Origin of the sequence: Actibacterium pelagium, from assembly GCF_002285415.1 — a bacterium.
Lineage (GTDB): Bacteria > Pseudomonadota > Alphaproteobacteria > Rhodobacterales > Rhodobacteraceae > Actibacterium_B > Actibacterium_B pelagium.
Map to the genome: position 1 here is coordinate 483451 of NZ_NSBU01000004.1, position 24750 is coordinate 508200.

General features: G+C 55.2%; 18 protein-coding genes and 1 pseudogene. 14 read left to right on the forward strand and 5 right to left on the reverse strand.

Going from position 1 to position 24750, the window contains the following annotated elements; all coding sequences use genetic code 11:
• Position 1 precedes the first annotated feature (1 nt).
• The 4 genes from CLM58_RS02600 to CLM58_RS02615 are packed head-to-tail and all read left to right on the forward strand — an operon-like array spanning position 2 to position 6471.
• On the forward strand, positions 2–1072 hold the full coding sequence (locus tag CLM58_RS02600) for a serine/threonine-protein kinase (protein ID WP_095594336.1): 1071 nt from the start codon (positions 2–4) through the stop codon (positions 1070–1072).
• Positions 1073–4354, forward strand: coding sequence for a type I restriction endonuclease subunit R (locus tag CLM58_RS02605; RefSeq protein ID WP_095594337.1), 3282 nt, complete (start codon positions 1073–1075; stop codon positions 4352–4354).
• The gene (locus CLM58_RS02610) at positions 4347–5087 is read left to right on the forward strand and encodes a M48 family metallopeptidase (protein ID WP_095594338.1); all 741 of its coding nucleotides are present in this window, start codon (positions 4347–4349) and stop codon (positions 5085–5087) included. The genes CLM58_RS02605 and CLM58_RS02610 overlap by 8 nt, the downstream gene beginning before the upstream one ends.
• 10 nt (positions 5088–5097) lie before the next feature.
• Entirely contained in the window at positions 5098–6471 is a 1374-nt protein-coding gene (locus CLM58_RS02615; RefSeq protein ID WP_143226506.1) for a HEPN domain-containing protein, read from the forward strand.
• A 225-nt stretch (positions 6472–6696) separates the two neighbouring features.
• Here CLM58_RS02615 and CLM58_RS02620 read toward each other — a convergent pair whose 3' ends face one another.
• Positions 6697–10110, reverse strand: coding sequence for a DEAD/DEAH box helicase (locus CLM58_RS02620; RefSeq protein WP_095594340.1), 3414 nt, complete (start codon positions 10108–10110; stop codon positions 6697–6699).
• A gap of 685 nt (positions 10111–10795) precedes the next feature.
• Positions 10796–11707, reverse strand: coding sequence for a hydrogen peroxide-inducible genes activator (locus tag CLM58_RS02625; RefSeq protein WP_095594341.1), 912 nt, complete (start codon positions 11705–11707; stop codon positions 10796–10798).
• A 119-nt stretch (positions 11708–11826) separates the two neighbouring features.
• Here CLM58_RS02625 and katG point away from each other — a divergent pair, with 119 nt between their 5' ends.
• From katG to CLM58_RS02665, 9 genes and pseudogenes are all read left to right on the forward strand, one after another.
• Entirely contained in the window at positions 11827–14004 is a 2178-nt protein-coding gene (katG, locus tag CLM58_RS02630) for a catalase/peroxidase HPI (RefSeq protein ID WP_095594342.1), read from the forward strand.
• 422 nt (positions 14005–14426) lie between these two features.
• A complete protein-coding gene (locus CLM58_RS02635; RefSeq protein ID WP_095594343.1) occupies positions 14427–15557 on the forward strand; it encodes an ABC transporter substrate-binding protein in 1131 nt (376 codons plus the stop codon).
• 54 nt (positions 15558–15611) lie between these two features.
• Positions 15612–16532: a branched-chain amino acid ABC transporter permease gene (locus tag CLM58_RS02640; RefSeq protein WP_095594344.1), complete on the forward strand. Its 921-nt coding sequence runs from the start codon at positions 15612–15614 to the stop codon at positions 16530–16532.
• Complete coding sequence (locus tag CLM58_RS02645; protein WP_095594345.1) at positions 16529–17512, forward strand: branched-chain amino acid ABC transporter permease; 984 nt, start codon at positions 16529–16531, stop codon at positions 17510–17512. The genes CLM58_RS02640 and CLM58_RS02645 overlap by 4 nt, the downstream gene beginning before the upstream one ends.
• Positions 17505–18023 (forward strand): annotated as a pseudogene (locus CLM58_RS02650) (ABC transporter ATP-binding protein); the annotation flags it as partial. The gene CLM58_RS02645 and the pseudogene CLM58_RS02650, both read left to right, overlap by 8 nt.
• Before the next feature lie 99 nt (positions 18024–18122).
• Positions 18123–18254, forward strand: a complete 132-nt coding sequence (locus CLM58_RS17460) for an ABC transporter ATP-binding protein C-terminal domain-containing protein (RefSeq protein WP_408608214.1) — start codon at positions 18123–18125, stop codon at positions 18252–18254.
• The gene (locus tag CLM58_RS02655; RefSeq protein WP_095594347.1) at positions 18251–18937 is read left to right on the forward strand and encodes an ABC transporter ATP-binding protein; all 687 of its coding nucleotides are present in this window, start codon (positions 18251–18253) and stop codon (positions 18935–18937) included. Before CLM58_RS17460 ends, CLM58_RS02655 begins: the two co-directional genes overlap by 4 nt.
• Positions 18938–19102: 165 nt before the next feature.
• The gene (locus CLM58_RS02660; protein WP_095594348.1) at positions 19103–20437 is read left to right on the forward strand and encodes an 8-oxoguanine deaminase; all 1335 of its coding nucleotides are present in this window, start codon (positions 19103–19105) and stop codon (positions 20435–20437) included.
• 117 nt (positions 20438–20554) lie between these two features.
• Positions 20555–21400: a bifunctional allantoicase/(S)-ureidoglycine aminohydrolase gene (locus tag CLM58_RS02665; protein ID WP_095594349.1), complete on the forward strand. Its 846-nt coding sequence runs from the start codon at positions 20555–20557 to the stop codon at positions 21398–21400.
• Here CLM58_RS02665 and CLM58_RS02670 read toward each other — a convergent pair.
• Both CLM58_RS02670 and puuE read right to left on the reverse strand, forming a co-directional pair.
• Positions 21384–21869, reverse strand: a complete 486-nt coding sequence (locus tag CLM58_RS02670; protein WP_095594350.1) for an ureidoglycolate lyase — start codon at positions 21867–21869, stop codon at positions 21384–21386. The genes CLM58_RS02665 and CLM58_RS02670 overlap by 17 nt on opposite strands.
• Positions 21866–23281: an allantoinase PuuE gene (puuE, locus tag CLM58_RS02675; protein WP_095594351.1), complete on the reverse strand. Its 1416-nt coding sequence runs from the start codon at positions 23279–23281 to the stop codon at positions 21866–21868. Before puuE ends, CLM58_RS02670 begins: the two co-directional genes overlap by 4 nt.
• A gap of 148 nt (positions 23282–23429) precedes the next feature.
• Between puuE and uraH the strand changes: the two genes are divergently transcribed.
• A complete protein-coding gene (gene uraH / locus CLM58_RS02680; RefSeq protein ID WP_095594352.1) occupies positions 23430–23783 on the forward strand; it encodes a hydroxyisourate hydrolase in 354 nt (117 codons plus the stop codon).
• Here uraH and CLM58_RS02685 read toward each other — a convergent pair.
• On the reverse strand, positions 23780–24682 hold the full coding sequence (locus tag CLM58_RS02685) for a LysR family transcriptional regulator (RefSeq protein ID WP_095594353.1): 903 nt from the start codon (positions 24680–24682) through the stop codon (positions 23780–23782). The genes uraH and CLM58_RS02685 overlap by 4 nt on opposite strands.
• Positions 24683–24750 lie beyond the last annotated feature (68 nt).

Here is a 24750-nt window from a genome sequence, read left to right on the forward strand (position 1 = left end):
CATGGCGAGTAAGTTCAATGCAAATGCTGGTGACCGCGTCTACAAACACACCCTGAAGTTAAAACTTGGCGGCGGAAACTTTGGCGAGGTCTGGTTGGCCCACGACGAAGCGTTGGACCAAGATTTCGCCGTCAAGCTGCTGGACCCATCGAAAACTTCGATTCACAGCGAACTCCAGGAAGCGCGCGTGGGTCATAAGATGGACCATGACAACCTGGTGAAGGTGCACGGAGCCGACGTTGGCCAGTTTAAGGGAAGCTCGGTGGTCACATTGTCGATGGATTACCTGCCCAAAGGCTCGGTTCTGACTCTGCTGAATTCGGGAAACTTCATGCCATTGGGTGATGCGATAAGGATCACAATCGATACCCTCCGAGGGCTCGAGTATCTGCATGAGCTGGACATCTATCACAACGACATCAAACCGCAGAACATTCTGTTGGGCGAAAACGGTGAAGCCAAGCTGACAGATTACGGTATCTCGGCTCAAGCGCAGAATGGGCAGTCGGTTGCGGCGCGGGCGTCATATGTTTTGCACCAAGCCCCAGAAGTCACCGCTAGTGGAAACATAAATGCCCAAACAGACGTTTATCAGGTTGGGCTTACCTTGTTCCGTCTCCTGAACGGCATTGGGACTTTGGAGGCCAAACACAGCAGTCTTGGTCGCGCTGCTTTCCTCGACGCCGCTACCAAGGGACGCTTGATCGGGAAAGCCGACTACCAGCCATATCTGCCTTCCATGCTGATCCGTGTGGTCAAGAAGGCAATCCACCATGACCCTACAAAACGCTTTCAATCCGCGCTCGATATGCGTCGTGCTCTGGAAAAACTCGCCTATCAAGGGCGCTGGACGACGAACGCAGGCGGTGAGCTGATCGGGTGCGATAGCAAACACGAATATAGATTTGAGGCTACCCCAAAAAGCCGCGGCAAATTTGATCTAACGACTTTCAAAACAAACAAGAAATCTGGCCGAGAGACGAAGGTAGGGGCTTTCACCAAAAAGAACATTTCAGAGTCCGAGAAGAACGACCTCCAAGCGGCCTTCATGCTCAAGGTGGTGGAGGGATAAATGACACAAACACCCGAAACGTCTGAGGCGTATGCCTCCCACATTCCGGCGCTTCATATCCTTATGGCGATGGGCTGGCAGTTTATGTCACAGGCCGATTGCCTGGCCGCCCGTGGTGGCAACACCGGTGTCGTGATGAAGGGCGTTCTTATCGAAGAGCTCAAGAAACGCACTTTTGAGTACAAGGGGCGCTCATACCCGCTTTCGACGAATGCGATCGACCAAATTGTGCGCGAGGTGACTTCGCCCGCCCTGAACGAAGGTTTGGAGACTGCAAACGAACGGCTCTACGATCAGATCACTTTGGGAATAACCGTTACCGAGTTTGTTGAGGGTAACCGCTACAGCCCAACCATTCAATTGATCGATTGGGACAACCTCAGCAACAACAGCTTTGTCGTTACAGAAGAGCTTGAGGTCCTATCTGCTGGCGGCACGCATACGCGCAGACCTGACGTTATCTGTTATGTTAACGGCCTGCCTCTGGTGGTGATTGAAGCCAAACGACCGGACAGCGGAAACCCAAACAAATCTATGGTCGTCGAAGGGATCAGTCAGTCCATTCGCAATCAACGAACTGACGAGATTCCCCAGCTTTTTGCTTACTCGCAGCTTCTGATGTCCGTTAGCGGGATCGACGGCAAATACGCCACGACCAAGACACCTTCAAAGTTCTGGGCCAACTGGCGCGAGGAAGAGATTGAGGAGAGCGAATTCTCCAACATCAAGTCATACGTACCAGATGCAAAATCGATTGAAACACTGTTTGCGGACAAGCCACTCTGGAAGCGTCAATACTTTGAGAACTTGTGGGGCGGGCACAACCTGTCCACAGAGCAAGACAGACTGATCATTAGCTTGCTGCGGCATGACCGACTCCTAGAGTTTATTCGCTACTTCCTTTTATTTGATAAAAAGGTGGGCAAGATTGCTGCTCGTTATCAGCAGGCATTTGGTATCAAAGCGCTGCTTGAACGCATCACACAGAAGCGCGCCGACGGAGGCCGAGAAGGTGGTGTTGTTTGGCACACCACGGGCTCTGGAAAGTCCTTCACAATGGTCTTTCTCACCAAGGCACTGTTGCTGCATGAGCAACTAAAACGCTGTCGCATAGTCGTTGTAACTGACCGTATCGATCTGGAAAGGCAGCTCTCCAAAACCTTCATGTCCGGAGGGGCTTTTGGGTCGGAGATTGGTACCAAGAAAGATGGTGAGAAAGCCAAAGCTCAGTCCGGGCGCGACCTCGCTAATCGTATCGGCCAAGGCAAAGAGCGGATCATCTTTTCGATCATCGACAAATTCTATGGCGCTTCTAAGTTTCCGGAGTGCAAGAACACCAGCAGCGACCTTATCGTTCTTGTCGACGAGGGGCACCGTAGTCATGGTGGTGAAAACCATGAGCGGATGAAACAGGCGCTACCAAATGCAGCCTACGTTGCGTTTACTGGCACGCCACTTCTCACGAAAGATAAGACCACCAGCAAGTTTGGCCCGATTATTCACGCGTACACAATGCAGCGTGCAGTTGAGGATGGAACAGTCACGCCGCTGTTGTACGAAGAGCGAAAACCGGTTCTTGATGTCAACGAGAAGGCAATCGACAACTGGTTTGAGAAAATCACTCTCGGCCTAACTGAAAACCAAAAGAATGACCTAAAGAAGAAGTACGGGAACAAAGGCCCGGTTTATGGCTCGGCCAATCGCATTGACCTAATTGCATGGGACATCGCGGTTCACTTCAGCGAAAACATTAAATCTCTGGGCGGTGGCTTGAAGGGTCAGCTAGCGACAGATAGCAAGATTTCCGCCATCCGTTATAAGGAAGCGCTCGACCAAACTGGGCTTGTCACCAGCGCTGTCATAATGTCGCCTCCTGATACGCGCGAAGACCACTCAGACGTAGACAATGCTAAGCTTCCGGAAATTCAGGAATGGTGGAAAAACACTGTCGGGAACGACCCAGAAGAGTATGAGCGTCAAGTTCTAGAAGATTTCGGAACGGACGGCCGCCCAGATATTCTAATCGTCGTCAGCAAGCTACTTACTGGCTTTGACGAACCGCGAAACGGTGTCCTCTATATCGATAAGAAGCTTGAAAAGCACAATCTTATCCAGGCCATAGCTCGTGTAAACAGACTTCACGAGGCCAAGAAGTACGGGCTCCTGATAGACTATCGAGGCATCCTTAAGGAACTCGATACGGCAATCAGAGACTACCAAGACTTGGCGGAGCAGACCCAAGGTGGCTACGATATCGAGGACATTAAGGGTCTGTATCATCAGGTTGACACAGAATATAAGCGATTGCCCTCCTTACATGACGCGCTTTGGGCGCACTTCGCGACGGTTCAGAACAAGCAGGACTTGGAACAGTATCGACAGATACTAGTTCCCCAGTACCAAAACGACGACGATGGCGAACCCTATGATGTGCGCCAAAAGATTCGCGAAGATTTCTATGCGAGCCTTGCCGAATTTGGGATGTGCCTAAAAATCGCTCTTTCTACGCGAAGCTTCTTTGAGGACAGTGGATTTTCAGAAGCGCAAATCGATCAGTATAAGAGGGATCTCAAATTCTTCTCGAACCTACGAAAAATTGCAAAACAAGACGCGCAAGAGACTGTAGACTTTAGTGTTTACGAACAGCAGATCAGAAACCTGGTCGACAAACATGTTGTCGGTGAAGAGGTCAAAGACCCTGACGGCGTTATCTCACTAACTGACATCGGTAGCACTGACCCAGAAACCTGGGACGAGGAACAAGCGCGGAATGAAGCTGATGTGATTAGGAGCCGCGTCACAAAGACCATTGATCAGGCACTTGGAGAAGACCCCTACGCTCAGAAGGTGTTCTCCGAGTTGCTTAGGGAAGCGATTTCGGAAGCTGAAGCACTGTTTGAGCATCCAATAAAGCAATACCTACTGTTCAAGAACCTCGAAGAGAAGGTGAACGAACGCCAGGTCGACCAAACCCCCTCTGCACTCAGCGAAAACCGACACGCGGCAGCATTTTTTGGACTATTCAAGTTGGCCAAAGGAGAAGATTACTTCACTAACCTAGACGAAGGGGAGCAAGGCCGGTTCGCCACCGAAGCGTTAGAGATCGATGTGATCGTTCGCAATGCCGTTGCAGAAAACTCGCTTAATCCACAAAACATTGAGACGGAGATACGCAAAGCCCTGTTGCCACGCTTGTTCGGTCTCATCGGTTTGGATGATGCGAAAGAAGTTATTGAGCAGGTGATACAGATTACTCGGATTGGACTCAGTAGGGATGGCTAGTCTAACGGGTAGGCAATCTTTCACCTACGGCGGTGAATCCTACAAGTACTCCATGTTTCATCTGACGGAGAAACAAGGGAAGATTTCAATCCACGTTCATCCGAATGGCTCAATTCAGGTGGATGCGCCTGCGGATGCACAAGACTCTGAAATTAAGGAAGCTGTTTTGAAAAGAGCCCGCTGGATAGTGGGTCACGTGGAAGACGCCAATAGTCGCCTCAAGCATATACTTCCGCGAGAGTATGTGAGCGGCGAAAGCCACTACTACCTTGGTCGCAGGTATTTGCTCAAGGTTCTGCCCGTCTCTGGCAACAAGCAATCGGTCAAACTGCTTCGCGGAAAGCTCCAAGTTGAAAGTCATAGCCCAAATACAGGCAACGTACGATCATTGCTAGATGGATGGTACCGAAGTCGGGCTCTCGACGTTCTTTGCTCCAGGTTAGAAGCTGTGTCTGAAGCAGTGCCTTGGCTCAACGACACGCCTTCAATGAAGTTGCTTGCAATGAAGAAACAGTGGGGAAGCTGCTCGGCAACCGGCAAAATTATCCTCAATCCAAGCCTTGTTAAGGCGCCCAGAGAATGTATCGACTATGTTGTCACACACGAAATTTGTCATTTGCGAGAGCATAACCATAGTCAGCGTTTTTACCGGGAACTGGACCAATTGCTGCCGAACTGGCGGAGCATCAAAGGTCGGCTTGATGGAATGGCTGAGGCAATCCTAGTACGGTAGGGTTTGAGTTTTGGGTCTGGAACAGTTTGATGAATTGATGTGGGTAGAAAGACTGGCGGATCGCCTCCTTGGGCTTTCGACTGCACAAAAACCCTATCTGCAACGTTATTGGCAATCCCACGGCTTTCCCGCTCAGATAACGTATAACGGGGAAGATGAAACTCCGTTTCCGGCCGACGATCTATACATGATCTACGAGGACACGCGGCATTCAATTCGATTAGGCAATGCTGAGTACTATTCGGAATTAAAAGCTGCGCTCGATCCCGTGCGCGGGGTTTTAAGGGATCACCCTGTCATTTCTCGAGCGCTTGGCCAGCGGATTGATGGCGACGAAGTTCAGATTGGCATTTTAAACTCAACCACACTCACAAGCCTTAGCCAGATGATTGTGGGTCAAATGGCCCAAAATGAATCGGGGTTGAGAGACGGGTTCCTACAAACTGCGTCAAGACTGAACGCCCTACTCTTGTCCTCAAAGGTGAAACCTGATCTTAGCCAGGCAAACAATCTAAACACCGGGATGGACGTTGCACTGTTTTTTGGCCTGCGTGTTCCCCATGAGATTGACCTTGGTGAAGGGTATTCTCTTATCCCGCTAGCGCTCCTAAAAAACTACGTTGATCCTGAATGGCTTCGGGGAGTTGCTCCTGAACACGTCGAATGGCGTCGCACGGAAGCAATGTTCGCAATTATCCACAGGTTTGCGTGGCGTCCATACATCCGCAACAAACATTCCTTTGACGAACGCACTTATAGGACGTTCCCACCGTTGTTTCACCGCTGGACGGAGGAGTTCTCCAATTTGCTAGCTGTAGCTCTTGGAGCGCGAACGACTCGAGTTATGACGTTTGAGGGCTGCATTTCTAGAGTGGCGTCAGATTTGCTTGGGCAGCATCATGGGCCAAACTCGCCTCAAAAGGGTCGGCCGATCGGCCACCTGTTCAGCTCGTTTGCAAAGTTTGAGGAAGCGGACGTTGGTGAGATCGAAAGAGCAAAGTCCCTATTCTCGCGCCGGGCAAAAACGGACTATGCCGACCTTGCGCCTGCAATGTATCGACTGGCGGAAGCATATAGTCGGGACGGGCGCTTTGCAGCACATGATAGAGTCTTGGATCTTGCGATCGTTTTCGAGCGCATGTTCAAGCCGGGCAACAGACAGATAAGCAAAGCCCTCCAACGTGAGCTCGCCGAACTACTCGGGAAAGGTGAAGAAGATAAATGCCGCATCAAAGACAGCGTGGCGCATTTCTATAATGTGCGTTCGGCCATCATTCATGGACCCCTAGATAATCGCAAAGAGAGGCTTCTAAGAGAAGTCGAACCAGCTTGGTTGGAAGGCGCAAAACTAGCACGAGAGGCACTGCTATTGAAACTCGAGTAGAGAGACCTGACCTGCGAGGTGTTGATTGGTTCTTAGTGGGGCACAAATCTGGAGGCTGGTACGGCATCAGCAACCGGATCAACGGCGTCTGCTTTACGATCAGAGTCGCGGATACTGGATTGGACTTTTAGATGACCAACGCGCGAGGGATCGATGCAGCATCGCAAAGACCGCGCAGAGGGCGAGCTTGGTCAACGAGAGCGTGCTCCTGCATGCAGGACGTGCCTAATCAGAACAAAAGAACTTCAGTCTGGCATTCGCTCGTGCACAAGCGGTCTGCATGGCGTCCCAATGCATGAGGAACTGTCGGAGTCGGTTCTGCTGCTGGGCTTGCGCGAGCCCATCTTCCAGTACCTGTCGCCTTGTCATCTTGGCACCAACAATCCAGATTTCTTTTTCAAACGAAGGATTTCTGCATGCGGAAATCAGTAGATCATTGACGCCCGCCGCGTCCAAACCAGCGGAATGGCGAAACATTCGGTTTCGGCCAGCAAGGGGAACGGCGTTCGCCTGGACGTCATCCCGCCAACGGTCAGCTGTCCAAACAGGTGAAGGTCTTCCAAGCGAAATGAAGCCGACGCTAGCAAGGGCTTGACGCCCAACGATCTGAAGACCGCCCACGTTGAACCCGCGCCCACCTGGCCCCTGACTTCCGACCTTCGCGTGAAGAAGAACTATCTTCTTTTTGTCTGGATCAAGCCCTATGAAATCTGCAACCTCTTGACCGTCATCATCGCACAACCAGATGGGGAGCGCTTCAATTGCAGCTGTCAGGTCATCGCCGGGAATGCCGTCGGTGGCAAGCCTTCCTTCGCAAGTCGCTGAAATAACGCCAAAAATTGATTTCCGGTGCCAATTTGCTCTGTTAGTTGAGAAGTAGTTTTCGCCTTTCTCAGAATCCACCTTATCGAGAGACGGAGAGGCAAACACATAATCCAAAATAGGAGTGCTTCCGTCCTCAAGCCGCCAACGAACGCGAGGTTCATAGAAGTTTCCTTCAGAGTAAATTACGCCTTCGCGAGAGGTGAGTATGCGAAACGACTTCCGCTGATTAAGTCGCTGAACCAGCGTTTGGCCTTGACGTCGATCATCCCGTTCTTGCACCGGAAAACGCGCGTTCAAATCATCGCTTTCAATCCGATAATTGCCTGTTTCTTCCACGAATTCGACTGAGCATTGAAGTTCTTGATCATCGATTTCGATTGTGAAGTTTCCGTTCACATCATCAACATCAGAACAGAGATCGAAATAATTGACATCCTCATGCAATACGAATGCCGCCCCTCCAGCGTCATCGTCACGCATTTCATCCAGAGACGGATCAAGGAGGATGGATACCGGCTGGGCATCGTCAGTGGTGACATCTTCAATGATTGCAGCATAGCGATCAAACACGGAGCTTCGCGCGCGACCATTGTCGCCTAGCTCGGCTGCAACTTCCGCCGTCCATCCAACATAATCGGCTATAGGAACAAAGCGCTCAGACCCATCTCGCAAACGCGACCGCCCGAACCCAACATACCTCGCGCTACCCCCTACAAAGCCAGCCGCAGTCGAAGGGACCAGCGATGGATCAAGTAAGTCAGTGAATACATCGGCAAAGGAGCGTGTTCGCATAGCCATGCCCCGAATAGCGTGCTGCGACATATCGAGTGAAGAGAAAGACATACGTGAAAGGCGAGAAGGGTTGTCTTCGCCGTCTTCAGGAAAAGCCTTCTCCATGAGTGAGCGACCAGCACGCTTTAGTTTGAGGCCAGCCATATCAACAACAAGCCCTTCGGTATCGTGCATGAACACAAACTCGCCCTGTTGGACGGCTACAAATATCCCGAGCTTCCATTCGGAGAAGAAACGGTCAATCAGATACGGTGAATTGCGCCAAGCGTAGTAAGAGAACCCCAAAACATTATCCGGCATGCCGTCTACGGGCGTAATCTTGAAACGATCCTTATCCATGATCGCTTCTTCGATAACCGATCCAAAGGCCTGAATATTAGATAAGGGCTCTATTGTTTTTAGAACAGCGGCGGTTTGGGGAAGCTGGATATCTGCTGCTGCAAGCGGTTTCTCAAACTCAAATCGCCCTCGAAACTCACCGCTGATATATTGGTACTCGGCCATGTATTCGAGCAAACGGTCAGGCAGCGTCACTTCGTTGCTAACAATGTGCTCAGTATTTCGTGCGGCATAGTCTTCATAGCCCTTATAGCGTTCCCAGGCCGTGTGAATTCGTGAGGCGTTTGCCGGGGAGCCAAGAACCCAGCCCGTTTGCCGAAAGCGCGCATCGCCCTTTGAATGCCTTGTGGCTCTGCCAATCTGCTGCACAAGTTGACGCGCGTTACCCATGAGATCAAAGATGCCCACGGCAACAAATGTGGGATCATCGATGCCTTCCATCAACTTGTACTGATGAATCCAAAAAGTGGCATCAGAACGATTGTGCTGGGCAGATGCTACACTGGTAAAACGGTCCTGGTTTTGAGGTATCTTTTGCGCGCGGTCGTGAATCACTACTGACCGAGTTTCAAAGACGCGGTTAACCTCGGACTGAAGCATATACAGCGTATCAAGGTCATCGCCACGAACCATGACTTTCGGTTTAGTGGCATCGCGAAACCAGTTTCTTGCGGCGGCGAGCCTGTTGGGAAGTTCTTGATGTAAGATTTCGACAAACTGTGCTACTGCAGCTTGCCGGTCGCCCTCAGGTTCGACATCTGGAAGAATTACTTCGGCAGGACGTATGATGTTTCGCTCAATGGCTTGTGCATGCGGAAAGTTAAAGAGATAGCGACCGCGCACCCTGAACGACTTGTAGTCATTTCTATAGGGTGTGGCACTTAGAAGAAGCGTCGGCAAGTTGAAATCCCGAACACCACGAGACCATGATACTGCAGGTTCGTAGTGGCCTTCATCTACAACGACCAAATCGAAGTTTTTGCTTATTTCTGCAAGAATACGTTGGCAATCATCTGAGTCAGGCACATCGGGATCGAACGCCGCTTTTCGAATGGCCCCGAGGGCATGATGCGTGCCAACCAGAATGGCCCTATCGACATCATCCTCACAAAGATTATGAACAATTTGCCGGGCACTGCTTGGTAGAAGTTGCTCAACATAAACATCGTCGAGTTCCGCGCCCATGGTTTGTGCATCACCGGTAAAGAGGGCCGTTCCATCAACTTCGTAACCCATGTGCTTCCAAAAGCGATGGCGGATATCGGCGATCAATTGTTTTGTGAGTGCTGTGCGAGGCGTTAGAACAAGTACGCGCCGCACGTTTGGTAAGCAGCGCGCCAAGACAGCAACAATCCCAGATTTCCCTGTTCCGGTTGGTAACTTTAGAAGAGCGGCTTCAATTTGCTCGGCACGCTCAGGAATAGTTTTATCACCGTTTAGATAAGCGACCACTGTCGCGATGGCTGCTTGCTGATGTTCCCAAAGACCAGGGGCACCTTCCGCCGCTTCCCAAAAGCCGTAAGATTGTAGCCGTCGGATGTCCTGACAGAACGCTTGTGCGTCAATCACATCCTCACGCAATGTAGTTCGCCCGTCAGCAATAAGGTTTCTTAAGTTCAATTTCTTATCCAGATACGCAACAGCGATACGCTTTAGCTCGCCCGCTAGTTGAAGGCGTAGCACTTTATTATTGCAGTAGTAAGGGCCACCTAAAAGGCAATCCGATCGCTATTTAGAAGTCAATGACATCGCCTTCATCGCCAAAGGCAGTTTCAAAAGATTTAGCAAACCAGCTTCCGGCAGAGCATGAGCCTCGCGTGCGCAGCGAATGGCAGGTTTGACGATCATGCCCGAAACCGAAGTTTTTCAACAGATTCGTCCGGTCGCGACCATTCGGCCAGTTGGCTGATGGTTTAAAAAGTCTGCACAGTGGGCATTGGTCGTACCAGTAACGAAGGTCAGCATCCCCATAAAGACTGCAGGACCCCTTTGTTCTTCTTTGAAACTATGAGATTGCTCTCCAACTCCGTCGGAGCGGGAATGGCTAGTACGCTGAGGGTCTTGAGACCCGTCGATGGGGTGGGGTCTGTTAGTAGGGCGCTGATCTGACTATTAGTAGGGGATTAGTAGGGGATGTACGTCAAACGTTCGTAGGTTCTGTCCGACGTCGTCCAATATCACCGTCAATATTTATAAAGCAATCATAAGGGGTTATGGAGCAATGAGCTGCATGCTCCAACATTATCCAAAGAGCAGACTTCAAAATTCGTAATGATGGGGTCGGGGGTTCGAGTCCCTTCAGCGGCACCAGTTCAAACACATTTTGGCTTGAAGCATTGGGCAACTCTGATCGGCCCATTGGAGCGTCCTAGGCGGCGAACTTATCTCTTTGTGCCTGGCCCAATTGGCGTATCGTCGCGCCAAGACCCATCAGCTGTTTCTCAAGCGGGTTGGTCTTTCTCCAGACCATACCGATGGTGCGCTTTGGTTTTGTGTTTTCGAACCGCGAGATCGAAACTGTCGTTCCCTTTGTTTCCAGCGGGACAGCCATCTCTGGAATGAGGGTCAGACCAAGACCGGCGTCGACCATTTGCACCAACGTTGCCAGCGACGATCCTTCCATAAGCAAGCTGGGGTCGGACTTTTTGATGTCGCAGAACGAAAGCGCCTGATCGCGAAAGCAGTGACCCTCTTCCAGCAGCAGCAGCTTCATTTCCTGCAGGCGCTCGGGCTCTGGCACAGGTTGGTCAGCCTCATCCGACGGCCGGATCAGGACAAACTCTTCGTCGAACAATGCGAATTCACGCAAGCTGGGCTCCGAAACGGGAAGGGCTGCAATCACGAAATCAAGCTGGGTGTTCATGAGATCGGCCAGCAGGGATTCAGTGATCGACTCGCGGGGGCGAAGCTCTAGCTCTGGCAAGGCGACCGACAGATTTCGGATGATCTCTGGCAGCAGATATGGGGCGACGGTCGGAATGATCCCCATGCGCAACTTACCCCGTAGCGGGCCATCCGGCTTGCGGGCCAGCTCCGACATCTCTTCGACTTCGTTAAGAACCCTGCGTGCCCGGACAAGGAACTCTTCACCCAAGGTCGTGAGGCGGATTTGGCGTGCGTTGCGCTCTACAAGTGGGGAGCCAAGCATCGTCTCCAGCTCTTTTATCTGCACCGACAAGGCCGGCTGCGAGATAGAACACGCCTCGGCCGCGCGCCCAAAATGGCCGATGCGGGCCAAGGCGTCGAAATAGCGGAAGTGTTTCAAGGTGAAATTTATCATAACCTCAGGTTATCAAAACTTTTAGAAAATTCAATTAGAGTTAATTGAGAGACTCGGCTAGTTTAGAATCATAATAAACTTGGGCGAAGGCCCATTTTAAACCGATAGGAGATCCAGCCATGGACGGAAACAAATTCCCAGGTCTCGGCGGCTGCCCCGTGAATCACGGTGGCAATACGTCGATGGACAAACCCGTGACCAAGTGGTGGCCCAACGCACTGAACCTAGACATCCTGCACCAGCACGGTGCGCGTACCAACCCGATGGACACAGATTATAACCATCGCGACGCGGTTAAGGGCCTCGACTATGACGCGGTCAAAGAAGACCTTAAGGCGCTGATGACCGAAAATCAGGATTGGTGGCCAGCAGACTGGGGTCACTATGGTGGCCTGATGATCCGTCTGGCGTGGCACTCTGCCGGTTCTTACCGTCTGCAGGATGGTCGTGGGGGCGCCGGGTCGGGCAACATCCGTTTCGCACCGCTGAATTCTTGGCCGGATAACGCAAGCCTTGATAAAGCGCGTCGCCTGCTGTGGCCGGTGAAAAAGAAATACGGCAACGCCCTGTCCTGGGCTGACCTGATCATCCTGGCGGGCAACATGGCCTATGAATCCATGGGTCTGAAAACCTTTGGCTTCGGCTTTGGCCGCGAAGACATCTGGGGTCCGGAAACCGACGTCTACTGGGGTTCCGAGAACGAATGGCTGGCGCCGTCGGAAAACCGGTACGACGATCTGGATAACGCAAGCACGCTGGAAAACCCGCTGTCCGCTGTCCACATGGGTCTGATCTATGTGAACCCCGAAGGCGTGAACGGCAATCCTGATCCCGCGCGTACTGCACAACACGTGCGTGAGACCTTTGCCCGTATGGCGATGAACGACGAAGAAACCGCGGCTCTGACCTGTGGTGGTCACACTGTTGGCAAGGCGCATGGTGGCGGCGATCACGCCAACATCGGCGCAGAGCCTGAAGGCTGCCCGGTTCACATGCAAGGCTTTGGCTGGGCGAACCCGGCTCAGTCTGACAAGGCATCGGATAACTTCACCTCTGGTATCGAAGGTGCATGGACGAAAAACCCGACCCAGTGGGACATGGGTTACTTCGACTATCTCTTCGGTTGGGAGTGGGAACTGACCAAATCGCCCGCCGGTGCGAACCAGTGGAAGCCGATCGACATGCCGGAATCCGAAATGCCGCGTGATCCGTCTGACCCGACCAAAGGGCAGATGCCGATGATGACCGATGCGGACATGGCGATGCGTGTAGACCCGATCTACAACGAGATCTGCCAGAAGTTCCGCGCAGATCCCGAGTATTTCGCCGACACCTTTGCGCGCGCTTGGTTCAAGCTGACCCACCGCGATATGGGCCCGAAGGCCAACTACTACGGTCCGGATGTCCCGTCGGAAGACCTGATCTGGCAGGACGTCGTTCCGGCCGGCAACACCGACTACGATGTTGCGGCAGTGAAAGCCAAGATCGCAGACAGCGGCCTAACCTCGGCAGAGCTGATCGCCACCGCTTGGGACAGCGCACGGACCTTCCGTGGCTCGGACAAGCGTGGTGGCGCCAATGGTGCGCGCATCCGTCTTGCGCCGCAGAAGGACTGGGTCGGCAACGAGCCTGAGCGTCTGGCTAAAGTGCTTGGCATCCTAGAGCCGATTGCAGCCGAAACCGGTGCCTCTGTTGCTGACGTCATCGTGTTGGCAGGCAACGTAGGTCTGGAACAGGCCATCAAGGCAGGCGGCCATTCTGTAGAGGTGCCGTTCACGCCAGGTCGTGGTGATGCGACTGCCGAACAGACCGACGCAGACAGCTTCAGCGTGCTGGAGCCGGTCGCCGACGGGTTCCGCAACTGGCAGAAAGAAGCCTATGCCGTCTCTGCTGAAGAGATGATGCTGGATCGGGCGCAACTGCTGGGACTGACCGCTGCTGAGATGACAGTGCTGGTTGGTGGTCTGCGGGTTCTGGGTACCAACTATGGGGATAGCTCTTATGGCGTGTTCACCGACAATGTTGGCGCACTGACCACGGACTTCTTCGTGAACCTGACCGACATGGCCTACAGCTGGCACCCGCTTGACGACGGCACCTACGAATTGCGCGACCGCGCTACGGGTGACGTCAAATGGCCGGCAACCAGCGCTGACCTGGTGTTCGGATCGAACTCGATCCTGCGCGCCTACGCAGAGGTCTATGCTCAGGACGACAACAAAGAGAAGTTCGTACGCGACTTCGTTGCCGCCTGGACCAAGGTCATGGAAGCGGACCGCTTCGACCTGGTCGCATAACAAACCTTTTTGGGCGGCCCCTCACGGGCCGCCCATTCTTTTTCCCGCAAGGCTTACACCCTCCGCAAAAATTGGCGGACCGACACACAGATGTGCAGGCCAAGCTTCGGCGCAGACTGCGTGATCGCCACGGGATTACTCTTCCAAAATTTAACTTGGTTTCGGCCCTTACTCTGCATCATGGCAGGCTGAAGATGCGCAAGCCTTTGCAATTCCGACGCCTATCGAATGTTGCCGACAATGATGCGCGGCAATTAGTTGGACAGTTCAAGCATCGAGGCTTTGAAAGGGCAACCGCGATCTGATTGAATGCGGTTAAATGAACTCTAAAGCTTCACACCGGCTGAAAATCTGCAAAGGTGCCAATGGGAAACTATAAAAATGGACAAGAGTTCAAATAATTCTCAACCAGGGAGAAAGAGATGAAGAAAATCTTGGCGACAACAGCGGCTCTTGCGATGGCCGCTTCGGCTGGTATGGCGGAAGTCAAAGTCGGCCTTATCACCACCCTGTCTGGCGGTGGCGCCGGACTTGGGATCGATGTGCGTGACGGGTTTATGCTGGCGATCAATCAATCGGGTCGCACTGATGTAGAAGTTGTTATCGAAGACGATCAACGCAAACCGGATATCGCCGTGCAGCTGTCCGACAAGATGATCCAGTCTGAAAAGGTTGACGTTCTGACGGGGATCATCTGGTCCAACCTTGCGATGGCGGTTGTGCCCGCAGCGGTTAATCAGGATGTGATCTATCTGTCGCCAAACGCCGGCCCATCTGCGCTGGCTGGCAAGGGATGCCACAAGAACTATTACAACGTGGCATGGCAGAACGATAACCTGCACGAAGCGGCGGGTGCCTATGCAAACTCGGCCGGTTACAAGAACAGCTTCATCCTCGCGCCGAACTATCCGGCGGGCAAAGATGCTTTGACCGGTTACAAGCGCTTCTTCGAGGGCGAGTTGGCGGGCGAGCTGTACACCAAGCTTGGCCAGACCGATTATGCGGCAGAACTGGCGCAAATCCGTGCCAGCGGTGCGGACAGCGTGTTCTTCTTCCTGCCGGGCGGCATGGGGATCTCTTTCCTGAAGCAATATGCGGACAGCGGTATTGATCTGCCGGTTGTCGGTCCGGCGTTTAGCTTTGACCAAGGTATCCTGCAGGCCGTTGGCGGTGCTGCGCTGGGTGTTGTGAACACCTCGCAGTGGAACAAGGACATCGACAACCCAACCAACGCGGCGTTCGTCGAAAGCTTCCAGGCGGAATACGGTCGTCTTCCCTCGCTCTATGCAAGCCAGGGCTTTGACACTGCAAACCTGCTGCTAAGTGCGCTGGAAACTGCTTCTCCGGATGATGGCGACGCCTTCCGCGCAGCCTTGTCTGCGGCAAACTTCAACAGCACCCGTGGTGACTTCAGCTTCGGTCCGAACAACCACCCGGTTCAGACGATCTATGCGCGTGAGGTCATCAAGGAAGGCGATGTCTTTACCAACAAGATCATCGGCGTTGCTTTGGAAAACCACTCTGACGCCTATGCAGCCGAGTGCAAAATGTAATGACTGAACCTGTCTGACCCGAGGTCTTCGGGTCAGACAGACACAATATTTTCCATGTCTACTGTTCTCATCATCGAGCAGGTCCTGAACGGTCTGCAATTCGGGGTCATGCTGTTCCTGATGGCGGCCGGGCTGACGCTGATCTTTGGCGTCATGGGGTTGATCAACCTTGCCCACGGGTCGTTCTACATGATTGGCGCGTTCGTAGCGGCAGCAGTTGCCGCAGCGACCGGGTCGTTCCTGTTGGCCTTGATCGCGGCGCTGATCGCGGCGGCCGCGGCGGGGGCGATTGTCGAAATGGTCGTGATCCGACGGCTTTATGCCACTGATCACCTTGATCAGGTTCTGGCGACCTTTGCCCTGATCCTTGTGTTTTCCGAAGGAACCCGCTGGATTTTCGGCTCATTCCCGCTGTTTCTGGATATCCCCGGTTATCTGTCGGGCCCGGTCACCCTTCCCGGCGGCATCCAGTACCCGCTGTATCGCCTGACCTTGATTGGTGCGGGTCTTGCCGTTGGCCTTGGACTGTGGGCGTTGATCGAGCGTACGCGGGTCGGCATCCAGATACGCGCGGGTGAGAACGACCGCGAGATGATTGCCGCCTTGGGCGTGGATATCTCGAAGCTTTATACGCTGGTTTTCGCCCTTGGCGCGGCCTTGGCCGGGCTATCAGGCGCACTGGTTGGTGCCATCCAGTCGGTGCAGGTTGGCATGGGCGAGCCCGTCCTGATCCTTGCATTCGTGGTCATCGTCATTGGTGGCATCGGCTCGATCAAAGGGGCCTTTGTCGGCGCGCTTCTGGTTGGGCTGACAGACACTTTGGGTGGCATCTTTCTGCCCCAGCTTTTCAAGCTGTTCATGGAACAATCCGCCGCCACAAACGCCGGATCGGCCGTCGCCTCGATGTCGATCTACATCCTGATGAGCATCGTGTTGATCTGGAAACCCACCGGCCTGTTCGGAGCGCGCCCATGATTCAGGAACGCTATCTCAATGCGCTGGTCCTGTTCGGCCTGATCGCCGTGCCGCTTTATGCAATGGCCACGGAAGAGCTGTTCACCATCACCTTGGCCACACGCGCTGTCATTCTGGCCTTGGCCGCGGTTGGCCTGAACCTTGCCCTTGGGCTTGGCGGACTTGTCAGCTTTGGCCACGCGACCTTTTTCGGGATTGGTGGCTATACGATGGGGGTGCTGGCCTATCACGCACAGACCTATACGGCGCTGGATTTGGGCCTGTTCACGATCGAAGGCACAAAGTCGATGCCGATCATCTGGCTTGTGGCGATCATCTTGTCATCGCTGGTGGCGGTGGTCATCGGGATGCTCTCGCTTCGTACCAGCGGCGTGTATTTCATTATGATCACGCTGGCCTTCGGTCAGATGTTCTTCTTCTTCACCATCTCATGGGCCGCTTATGGCGGTGAAGACGGGTTGTCGATCTATGTGCGAAACGGGTTCCCGGGCCTGAATACTCTGGTTCCGATCCAGTTTTACGGCATCTGTTTCGTCATTCTCTGCGCGGTTCTCTTCTTAAATGCGCGGCTGGCGAAATCGCCCTTCGGCCTTGCCTTGAACGCCGCGCGACAAACGCCGATGCGGACGCAGACCGTTGGCCTTGACCCGACACGCTTGAAACTGGTGGCCTTCGTGATTTCAGGGGCAATCACTGGGCTGGCCGGGGCGCTTTTTGCCGACCTCAATCGCTTTGTCAGCCCGACCATGTTCAGCTGGCAGTTCTCGGGCGAGATCATGCTGTTCATCATTCTGGGCGGTGTCGGGCGACTGTTCGGCCCCGTGATTGGTGCGGTCATCTTCGTGACGCTGGAACATTTCCTAGGAGAGATCACAGATTTTTGGCACATCTACCTTGGTGTCATTCTAGTGATCATCGTGCTGTTTGCCCGTGGTGGTATCGTTGGGCTGCTTTCCGGCCGAGGAGGTGGTCATGACTGACCTTGTTCTGGAAACCCGCGGGATCACCAAAAGCTTTGGCGCTTTGAAAGCCAGCGACAGCATCGACTTTGACCTGCGCCCGGGTGAAATTCACGCCATCATCGGTCCGAACGGGGCAGGTAAATCGACCCTGATCAAACAGATCTCAGGAGAGCTGCGCCCGGATGCGGGGCAGGTGTTTCTGGCAGGCACGGACGTGACCCAGCAAACCACGCGCGCCCGCGCGCGGGCCGGTTTGGGGCGCACCTTTCAGATCTCTGAACTGGCGATGGAAGACACGGTACTTCAGAATGCCGTTCTGGGGGCCCTGGGCGCCTCTGGTTCGGTCTGGCGATTCCTGAAACCGGTGTTAAGCGATGCAGAGCTTGTCACGCGCGCGGAAGAGGCGCTTGACCGTGTCGGGCTGCTTGACGCGCGCAACCAGCGAACGGCTGAACTTAGCCACGGACAGCGCCGCCAGCTAGAGGTCGCCGTTGCCCTGACCCTGCGCCCAAAGGTCTTTGTGATGGACGAACCCATGGCAGGCCTTGGTGCGGAAGGGTCCTTGACCATGACGCGCTTCCTTGATGGCCTTCGGTCCGAGGCGCCGATCCTGTTGGTGGAACACGATATGGATGCCGTTTTCGCATTGGCCGACCGGATCAGCGTATTGGTCTATGGCCGCCTGATCGCCACCGGCACAGTCGATGAGATCAGATCAAACGCCGAGGTGCGCGAAGCCTATCTTGGAGAAGACGCATGAGCCTGTTGAGCGTTGAAAACCTGACGGCGTCATACGGCGTGTCCCAGGCCTTGTTCGGGGTGGACCTGTCCATCGAAGAAGGACAGGTCGTCGCCCTGATGGGGCGCAATGGCATGGGTAAGTCCACCACGGTCAAGTCGATCTGCCGGATGATCGCATCGCAAGGCGTGCTGAATTTCGGCGGCACTGATCTTCATGCACAGCCAAGCCATCGCGTGGCACGTCTTGGTATTGGGCTGGTACCCGAGGGCCGCCGCTGTTTCCGGGACCTGACAGTCTATGAGAACCTGATCGCCTCGGCGCGTCCGGGCGAATGGACGGAAGACACGATCGGAGATCTCTTTCCCCGGCTGACCGAACGACGCCAACAGCGCGCGCGATCCCTATCCGGGGGCGAGCAGCAAATGCTGGCCATCGGACGGGCCCTGATGACCAATCCCAAGCTTCTGATCTTGGATGAGGCCACCGAAGGCCTTGCGCCCATTATCCGTCAGGAAATCTGGGCCGCGATCAAACGCATCAAGCGGGACTCTGGCGTGGCGATTTTGTTGGTCGACAAGTCGCTGAAAGAGCTTTCCAAAGTGTCGGACCGCGCGGTCATTCTGGAGCGTGGCAAAACCGCGTGGAGCGGAAACATCACTGATTTGACGAAAGAAATCTCGGAAAAATTCGTGGGGGTTTAGGCGCCTCAGCCTGATGGGTGACGCGTGTTTTCAGACGGTTTATGGCGCTTTCGGCAATTGTTGACTTAGTCCTAGCAGGCTCGCTAGAACCGTCCTGACCGGTTCTTTGCCCCGCTTTCCGCCGGTTCGAACACTCTGTTGAGGCGGGTCACATAGGGGTGTTCCATGTCCGAAATCCTGATCAAAAACGCCGATGCCATTCTGACGATGGATGATGACCGGCAAGAACTGGCGGGGGCCGACATCCTGATCCGGGATGGCGCCATCGCCAAAGTTGGCCGCAAACTGACCGCATCGGCAGAAGTGCACGACGCCAAGGGCTGCGTAGTGACGCCAGGGTTGGTGAACACGCACCACCATCTCTACCAGTCGCTGACCCGGGCCGTCCCCGGCGGGCAGGATGCATTGCTGTTCGGCTGGTTACAGACGCTTTATCCGATCTGGTCGCGGTTTGGTCCGGAAGAGATGTTCGTCTCGGCCCAGATCGGCTTGTCAGAGCTGGCTTTGTCGGGCTGTACGCTGAGTTCAGATCACCTGTATCTGTATCCAAACGGATCCACGCTGGACGATACGATCGCGGCTGCGTCCGAGGTTGGGTTGCGTTTTCATCCAACGCGCGGCTCGATGAGCATTGGCGAAAGTGACGGGGGTCTGCCGCCCGATAGTCTGGTCGAACAAGAGGCCGCGATCCTTGAGGACTCGATCCGTGTCATCGACCGGTTCCACGATGCCACTGACGGGGCCATGGTGCGGGTTGGTCTGGCCCCCTGTTCGCCCTTCTCGGTGTCGCGAGAGCTGATGAAACAGTCCGCGCTTCTGGCGCGTGACAAAGGTGTGATGCTTCACACTCATCTGGCCGAAAACGACGAGGATATCGCCTATTCGCAGGAAAAATTCGGGTGCCGTCCGGGTCAATATGCCGAGGATCTTGGCTGGACCGGTGCGGACGTCTGGCACGCCCATTGCGTGAAGCTGAACGATCAGGAAATCGACCTCTTTGCCAAAAGCCGGACCGGGGTCGCGCATTGCCCCTGTTCGAATTGCCGACTGGGCAGCGGAATTGCACCGGTTCGGGCGATGCGCGACGCGAAGGTTAAGGTGGGTCTGGGGGTGGACGGCTCGGCCAGTAACGACGCCGGGAACATGATCCTAGAGGCGCGCCAGTCGATGCTGTTGCAGCGGGTCGCACTGGGGGCCGATGCGATGTCTGCCCGCGAAGTGTTAGAGATTGCGACGCGCGGCGGGGCCGAGGTGCTGAACCGCCCCGATTGCGGGCAGATTGCCGTGGGCAAACGCGCCGACATCGCGGTTTGGGATGTCACCGGTATTGAAAGTGCGGGCAGTTGGGATCCGGCCGCGCTGCTCTTGGCGGGGCCGACGCGGGTGAAGCACCTGTTTGTTGAAGGACGGCAGGTTGTCCGCGACGGACACATGGCCACGATCGACCTGCCCCGGGTGATCGAGCGGCAGAACCAACTGGCGCGCGGGCTTCAGGGCTAACCCGGTCTTTGTCAAAAAAACCAAGCTAATCTTTCAGGATTTTGAGCGCCGGTTTGACATTGGAAAAGCCAATGGATCGCGGTTCAATGCATTGGTTCCCAAAGGCAGAGGACCGATATGTCAAAGACTTCTTACTACGCGCCGAAAGGCGGTCTGCCACCGCAAAGCCAGTTGCTGACCGACCGCGCCATGTTCACCGATGCCTATGCGGTGATCCCCAAAGGCACGTTCAGCGATATTGTCACCAGCTATCTGCCGTTCTGGGAAAAGGCACGGTTCTGGGTAATCGCGCGGCCCATGTCCGGTTTCGCTGAGACGTTCTCGCAATATATTGCCGAAGTGCAGCCGGGTGGCGGTAGCGACCGGCCCGAAACCGAACCCGATGTCGAGGCGGTGCTGTTCGTGGTTGAGGGACAGATCACCGTGACCGTCGACGGCGCGACCCATGAACTGGAGGAGGGCGGCTACGCCTTTCTGCCGCCGGATAAACCCTATGCCGTGCACAACACTTCGGATGCGGTGGCGCGGTTTCATTGGGTTCGAAAGCGGTTTCAGCGGGTCGAGGGGCTGGAACTGCCCGATGTGCTGATCACCAACGAAAAGGACGTCGCTCCAACGCCGATGCCTGACACCGACGGGGTTTGGGCAACGACGCGGTTTGTCGACCCCGAAGATCTGCGGCACGACATGCATGTCACCATCGTAACTTTCCAGCCCGGTGGCGTGATCCCCTTCCCGGAAACCCATGTGATGGAGCACGGGCTTTATGTCTTGGAAGGTAAGGCGGTCTATCGCCTGAATCAGGATTGGGTCGAGGTCGAGGCCGGCGATTTCATGTGGCTGCGCGCTTTCTGCCCGCAGGCCTGCTATGCCGGGGGGCCGGGGCCGTTTCGGTATCTGCTTTATAAAGACGTCAACCGGCACATGGGCTTTGGTGGGCCCACGGCTATTCCGGGGCGGTGACCGTATAGGGCGTTTCGAACCAATGTTCCTGCAGATTCGGGCCGTCCCCAATACGATCGACGACGATGAACTGGCCGCCTGACCCAAGCGGGGCCAGCACCCCGTGCCAGACGTTGCGGAACAGGTTGATGGATTGCCCCGGCGCGGTCACGAAGGCTTGCAGGTTGACCGGCGTGCCGTCCTGATCATCCGCGACGACCACGATCATCGGGACGCCAGAGACGGGGATAAAAGCCTGACTTCCATCGGGGTGGCGTTCGACCATATCGACAATGTGCGGAAACTGCCGGGCCTGTGCGTCGAACAGGCTGATCCCGGCACGACCATCCCCGAAATCAAGCCTCGCCTTGTCATGGTGCCGCCCGCAAAGCCCCTGATTGATCAGCTTGTCGGGGGTGCCATCGACCTGAATCAGGTCTCCGTAGGGTGCAAAGGCCTGCGCCGAGATGGGTTTCGCGGTGATGGTCATGGCAACAAGTCCTGCAGGCGGAATTGCGCGATACGTTCGACCTGGCGACAGGCCTCTTCGAACTCTACCTCGGTTGTGTGGTCGATCCGGCGGTGGAAGGCCTGAAGGATCGAGGCCTTGTCGTAGTCGCGGACGGCGATGATGAAGGGGAAGCCGTGTTTTTCAACATAGGCTTTGTTCAGGCGGGTGAAGGTCGCGCGTTCCTCATCTGTCAGAAAGTCCAATCCGGCGCTGGCTTGTTCGGATGTGCTTTCCGCGGTCAGTTGACCCGCCGCCGCTAGTTTCCCGGCAAGGTCCGGGTGGGCGTTGAGAACACCAAGACGTTTGTCATGGCTCGCGGTGCGGAAAACCCGACAAAGCGCATTGTGAACCCCGGCCGCACAGTCATGGGCGGGTCCAAGTTCCAATTCCCACGCGCGATCTGCGACCCATGGCGAGTGTTCAAAGATCCCGCCGTAAAGCGCCACGAACCTTTCGCGCTTCATCTTGCTGGGGCGTTCGAACCGTTTCGGCGGGTGTGTCGCGGCCCAATGTTCGGCGATATCGATGCGGCGCGGGCACCAGACATCTGCGTGCGACTGAACATGGTCGATGAACCGTTTCAGCCCGGCGATTTTGCCGGGGCGACCCACAAGGCGGCAGTGCAGACCGATAGTCATCATGGCCGGGCGACCCTCTGAACCCTCAGTATAAAGCGTGTCGAACGCGTCGGTCAGATAGTCTTCGAAATCGCGCCCCGTGACCCAACCGGGGGCGGTTGCGAAGCGCATGTCATTGGCTTCCAGCGTATAGGGGATAATCAACTGGTCATGGTCTTCCAGCTCCAGCCAATAGGGAAGGTCGTCGTCATAGGTGTCCGAGATATAGTCGAGATCACCAATCTCGGATGCCAGATGCACCGTGTTTTCCGAGCAACGTCCCGTGTACCAGCCGCGTGGAGGGGTGCCGACCACCTCGGTATGCAGGCGGATTGCCTCGGCGATGGCGTGGCGCTCTTCGCGTTCGGACATGTCCTTGTGTTCGACCCACTTCAGACCGTGGCTGGCGATCTCCCAGCCGGCGTCTTTCATCGCCTGAACCTGCTCGGGGTTGCGGGCAAGGGCCGAGGCGACGCCGTAGATCGTCAGCGGAATACCCGCTCCGGTGAACAGACGGTGCAGCCGCCAGAACCCGGCGCGCGCGCCGTATTCATAGATCGATTCCATGTTCCAATGACGCTGGTTCTGCCACGGGGCCGCGCCGGGAATGTCCGACAGAAACGCCTCGGATGCGGTATCGCCATGCAGCAGGCAGTTCTCGCCGCCCTCTTCGTAATTCAGGACGAATTGCACGGCGACCTTGGCCCCGCCGGGCCATTTCGGATCGGGGCGGTCAGGGCCATAGCCCCGCATGTTGCGAGCATATCTATTCAAGCGGACGGCTCCTGTCTTTTTGCGTCTTATAGATCAAATGAATTCTGCCAACTTTTAATATATTTTTGAAAGAGCTAGTTGGTGCTAGGCTCTGTTTTCCTGCCAAAAGCCCCGACATAACTGGGTGTGATGAATTTAGGAGCGTGAAATGACCGGTTACCTGACCACCCATGTTCTGGATACTGCGCGCGGTTGCCCGGCGCAGGGGTTGAAGATTGACCTCTACCGGGTCGATGGTGACAGCCGTGAACACATCCGGTCGTTGGTGACCAACGACGATGGGCGCACTGATCAGCAGATCTTGCCTGCGGAAGAGTTTCAGACCGGCACCTATGAGTTGATGTTCCATGTCGGCGCCTATCTGGACGCGAACGGAACGCCGCCCGAAGATCCGCGCTTTCTGGATCAGGTCCCGATCCGCTTTGGCATGTCTGAGGCCGCGCATTACCACGTGCCGCTTCTGGTTTCGCCCTTCGGCTATTCCACCTATCGCGGCAGCTAGGGCGCAAGCGCGTCCTGAATTTTCTTCACCATGAAGTCGATGAACAGGCGCGCCTTGGGGTCCTGCATGCGTCGGTGCATGAACAGGCAGGCCAGCTGAATCGGCGTGGGCGGTTCGTTCTCCAGCACCGGGACCAAAGCGCCCGAGGCCACGTGGTCCGAGACCTCGAACATCGGTTTCAGGATGATCCCGTGACCCTCTAGCGCCCAGTTGGTCAGAACCTCGCCGTGGTCTGATTCAAACGGCCCTGTGACGGTGACGCGTTTGACGCCCTCGGATGTTTCCAGCGGCCACTGAAACTCTCGCGCGCCGGGATAGCGCAGGTTCAGACAGGCATGTTTGCCTTTCAGATCGGCGCTGGTTTCGGGTTGCCCATGTTTGGCAAGATAGTCAGGCGACGCATATAGCTGCCGCGGACAATCCATGATCTTGCGCAGCTTCAGCGTGCTGTCCTCGGGCACCCCAAGGAAAAAGCTGGCGTCCAGACCCTCTGCCGCCAAGTCCAACCGCCGGTCCGACAGCCGCAGACGGATGTGAACATGGGGGTATTCGGCGTGAAACTCTGGCACGAAAGGCGCGATGATCTTCTGGCCCAGACCCAAGGGCGCCGCGATATACAGCGACCCGCGTGGAACGCTGGTGATATTGCTGATATCGGCCTCGGCATCCTGAACTGCATCCAGAATTTTGGTCGCGCCCTTGTAGAAGGTATTTCCTTGCTCTGTTGGGTTCAGTTGACGGGTTGTGCGTTGAAACAGGCGGACGCCCAGATGCTCTTCCAGCTGCGAAATCCGGGACGAGGCAACCGCAGCCGAAATGCGCAAATCCCGCGCCGCTGCCGACATATTCCGCAGCTCAAAGACGCGCACGAAGGTTTTTACGTTATCAAGGTAGGCCATGCGGGATTTTTCTGATTTTTTTGAAGTACCTGAGTCCTTTTTCAAAATACAAGACAATCCCCGGCTAC

Coding starts and splice junctions, on each gene's coding strand:
- CLM58_RS02600 (WP_095594336.1), top strand. CDS start 2: ATGGCGAGTAAGTTCAATGCAAATGCTGGTGACCGCGTCTACAAACAC.
- CLM58_RS02605 (WP_095594337.1), top strand. CDS start 1,073: ATGACACAAACACCCGAAACGTCTGAGGCGTATGCCTCCCACATTCCG.
- CLM58_RS02610 (WP_095594338.1), top strand. CDS start 4,347: ATGGCTAGTCTAACGGGTAGGCAATCTTTCACCTACGGCGGTGAATCC.
- CLM58_RS02625 (WP_095594341.1), bottom strand. CDS start 11,707: ATGATAAATTTCACCTTGAAACACTTCCGCTATTTCGACGCCTTGGCC.
- katG (WP_095594342.1), top strand. CDS start 11,827: ATGGACGGAAACAAATTCCCAGGTCTCGGCGGCTGCCCCGTGAATCAC.
- CLM58_RS02635 (WP_095594343.1), top strand. CDS start 14,427: ATGAAGAAAATCTTGGCGACAACAGCGGCTCTTGCGATGGCCGCTTCG.
- CLM58_RS02640 (WP_095594344.1), top strand. CDS start 15,612: ATGTCTACTGTTCTCATCATCGAGCAGGTCCTGAACGGTCTGCAATTC.
- CLM58_RS02645 (WP_095594345.1), top strand. CDS start 16,529: ATGATTCAGGAACGCTATCTCAATGCGCTGGTCCTGTTCGGCCTGATC.
- CLM58_RS17460 (WP_408608214.1), top strand. CDS start 18,123: ATGGATGCCGTTTTCGCATTGGCCGACCGGATCAGCGTATTGGTCTAT.
- CLM58_RS02655 (WP_095594347.1), top strand. CDS start 18,251: ATGAGCCTGTTGAGCGTTGAAAACCTGACGGCGTCATACGGCGTGTCC.
- CLM58_RS02660 (WP_095594348.1), top strand. CDS start 19,103: ATGTCCGAAATCCTGATCAAAAACGCCGATGCCATTCTGACGATGGAT.
- CLM58_RS02665 (WP_095594349.1), top strand. CDS start 20,555: ATGTCAAAGACTTCTTACTACGCGCCGAAAGGCGGTCTGCCACCGCAA.
- CLM58_RS02670 (WP_095594350.1), bottom strand. CDS start 21,869: ATGACCATCACCGCGAAACCCATCTCGGCGCAGGCCTTTGCACCCTAC.
- uraH (WP_095594352.1), top strand. CDS start 23,430: ATGACCGGTTACCTGACCACCCATGTTCTGGATACTGCGCGCGGTTGC.
- CLM58_RS02685 (WP_095594353.1), bottom strand. CDS start 24,682: ATGGCCTACCTTGATAACGTAAAAACCTTCGTGCGCGTCTTTGAGCTG.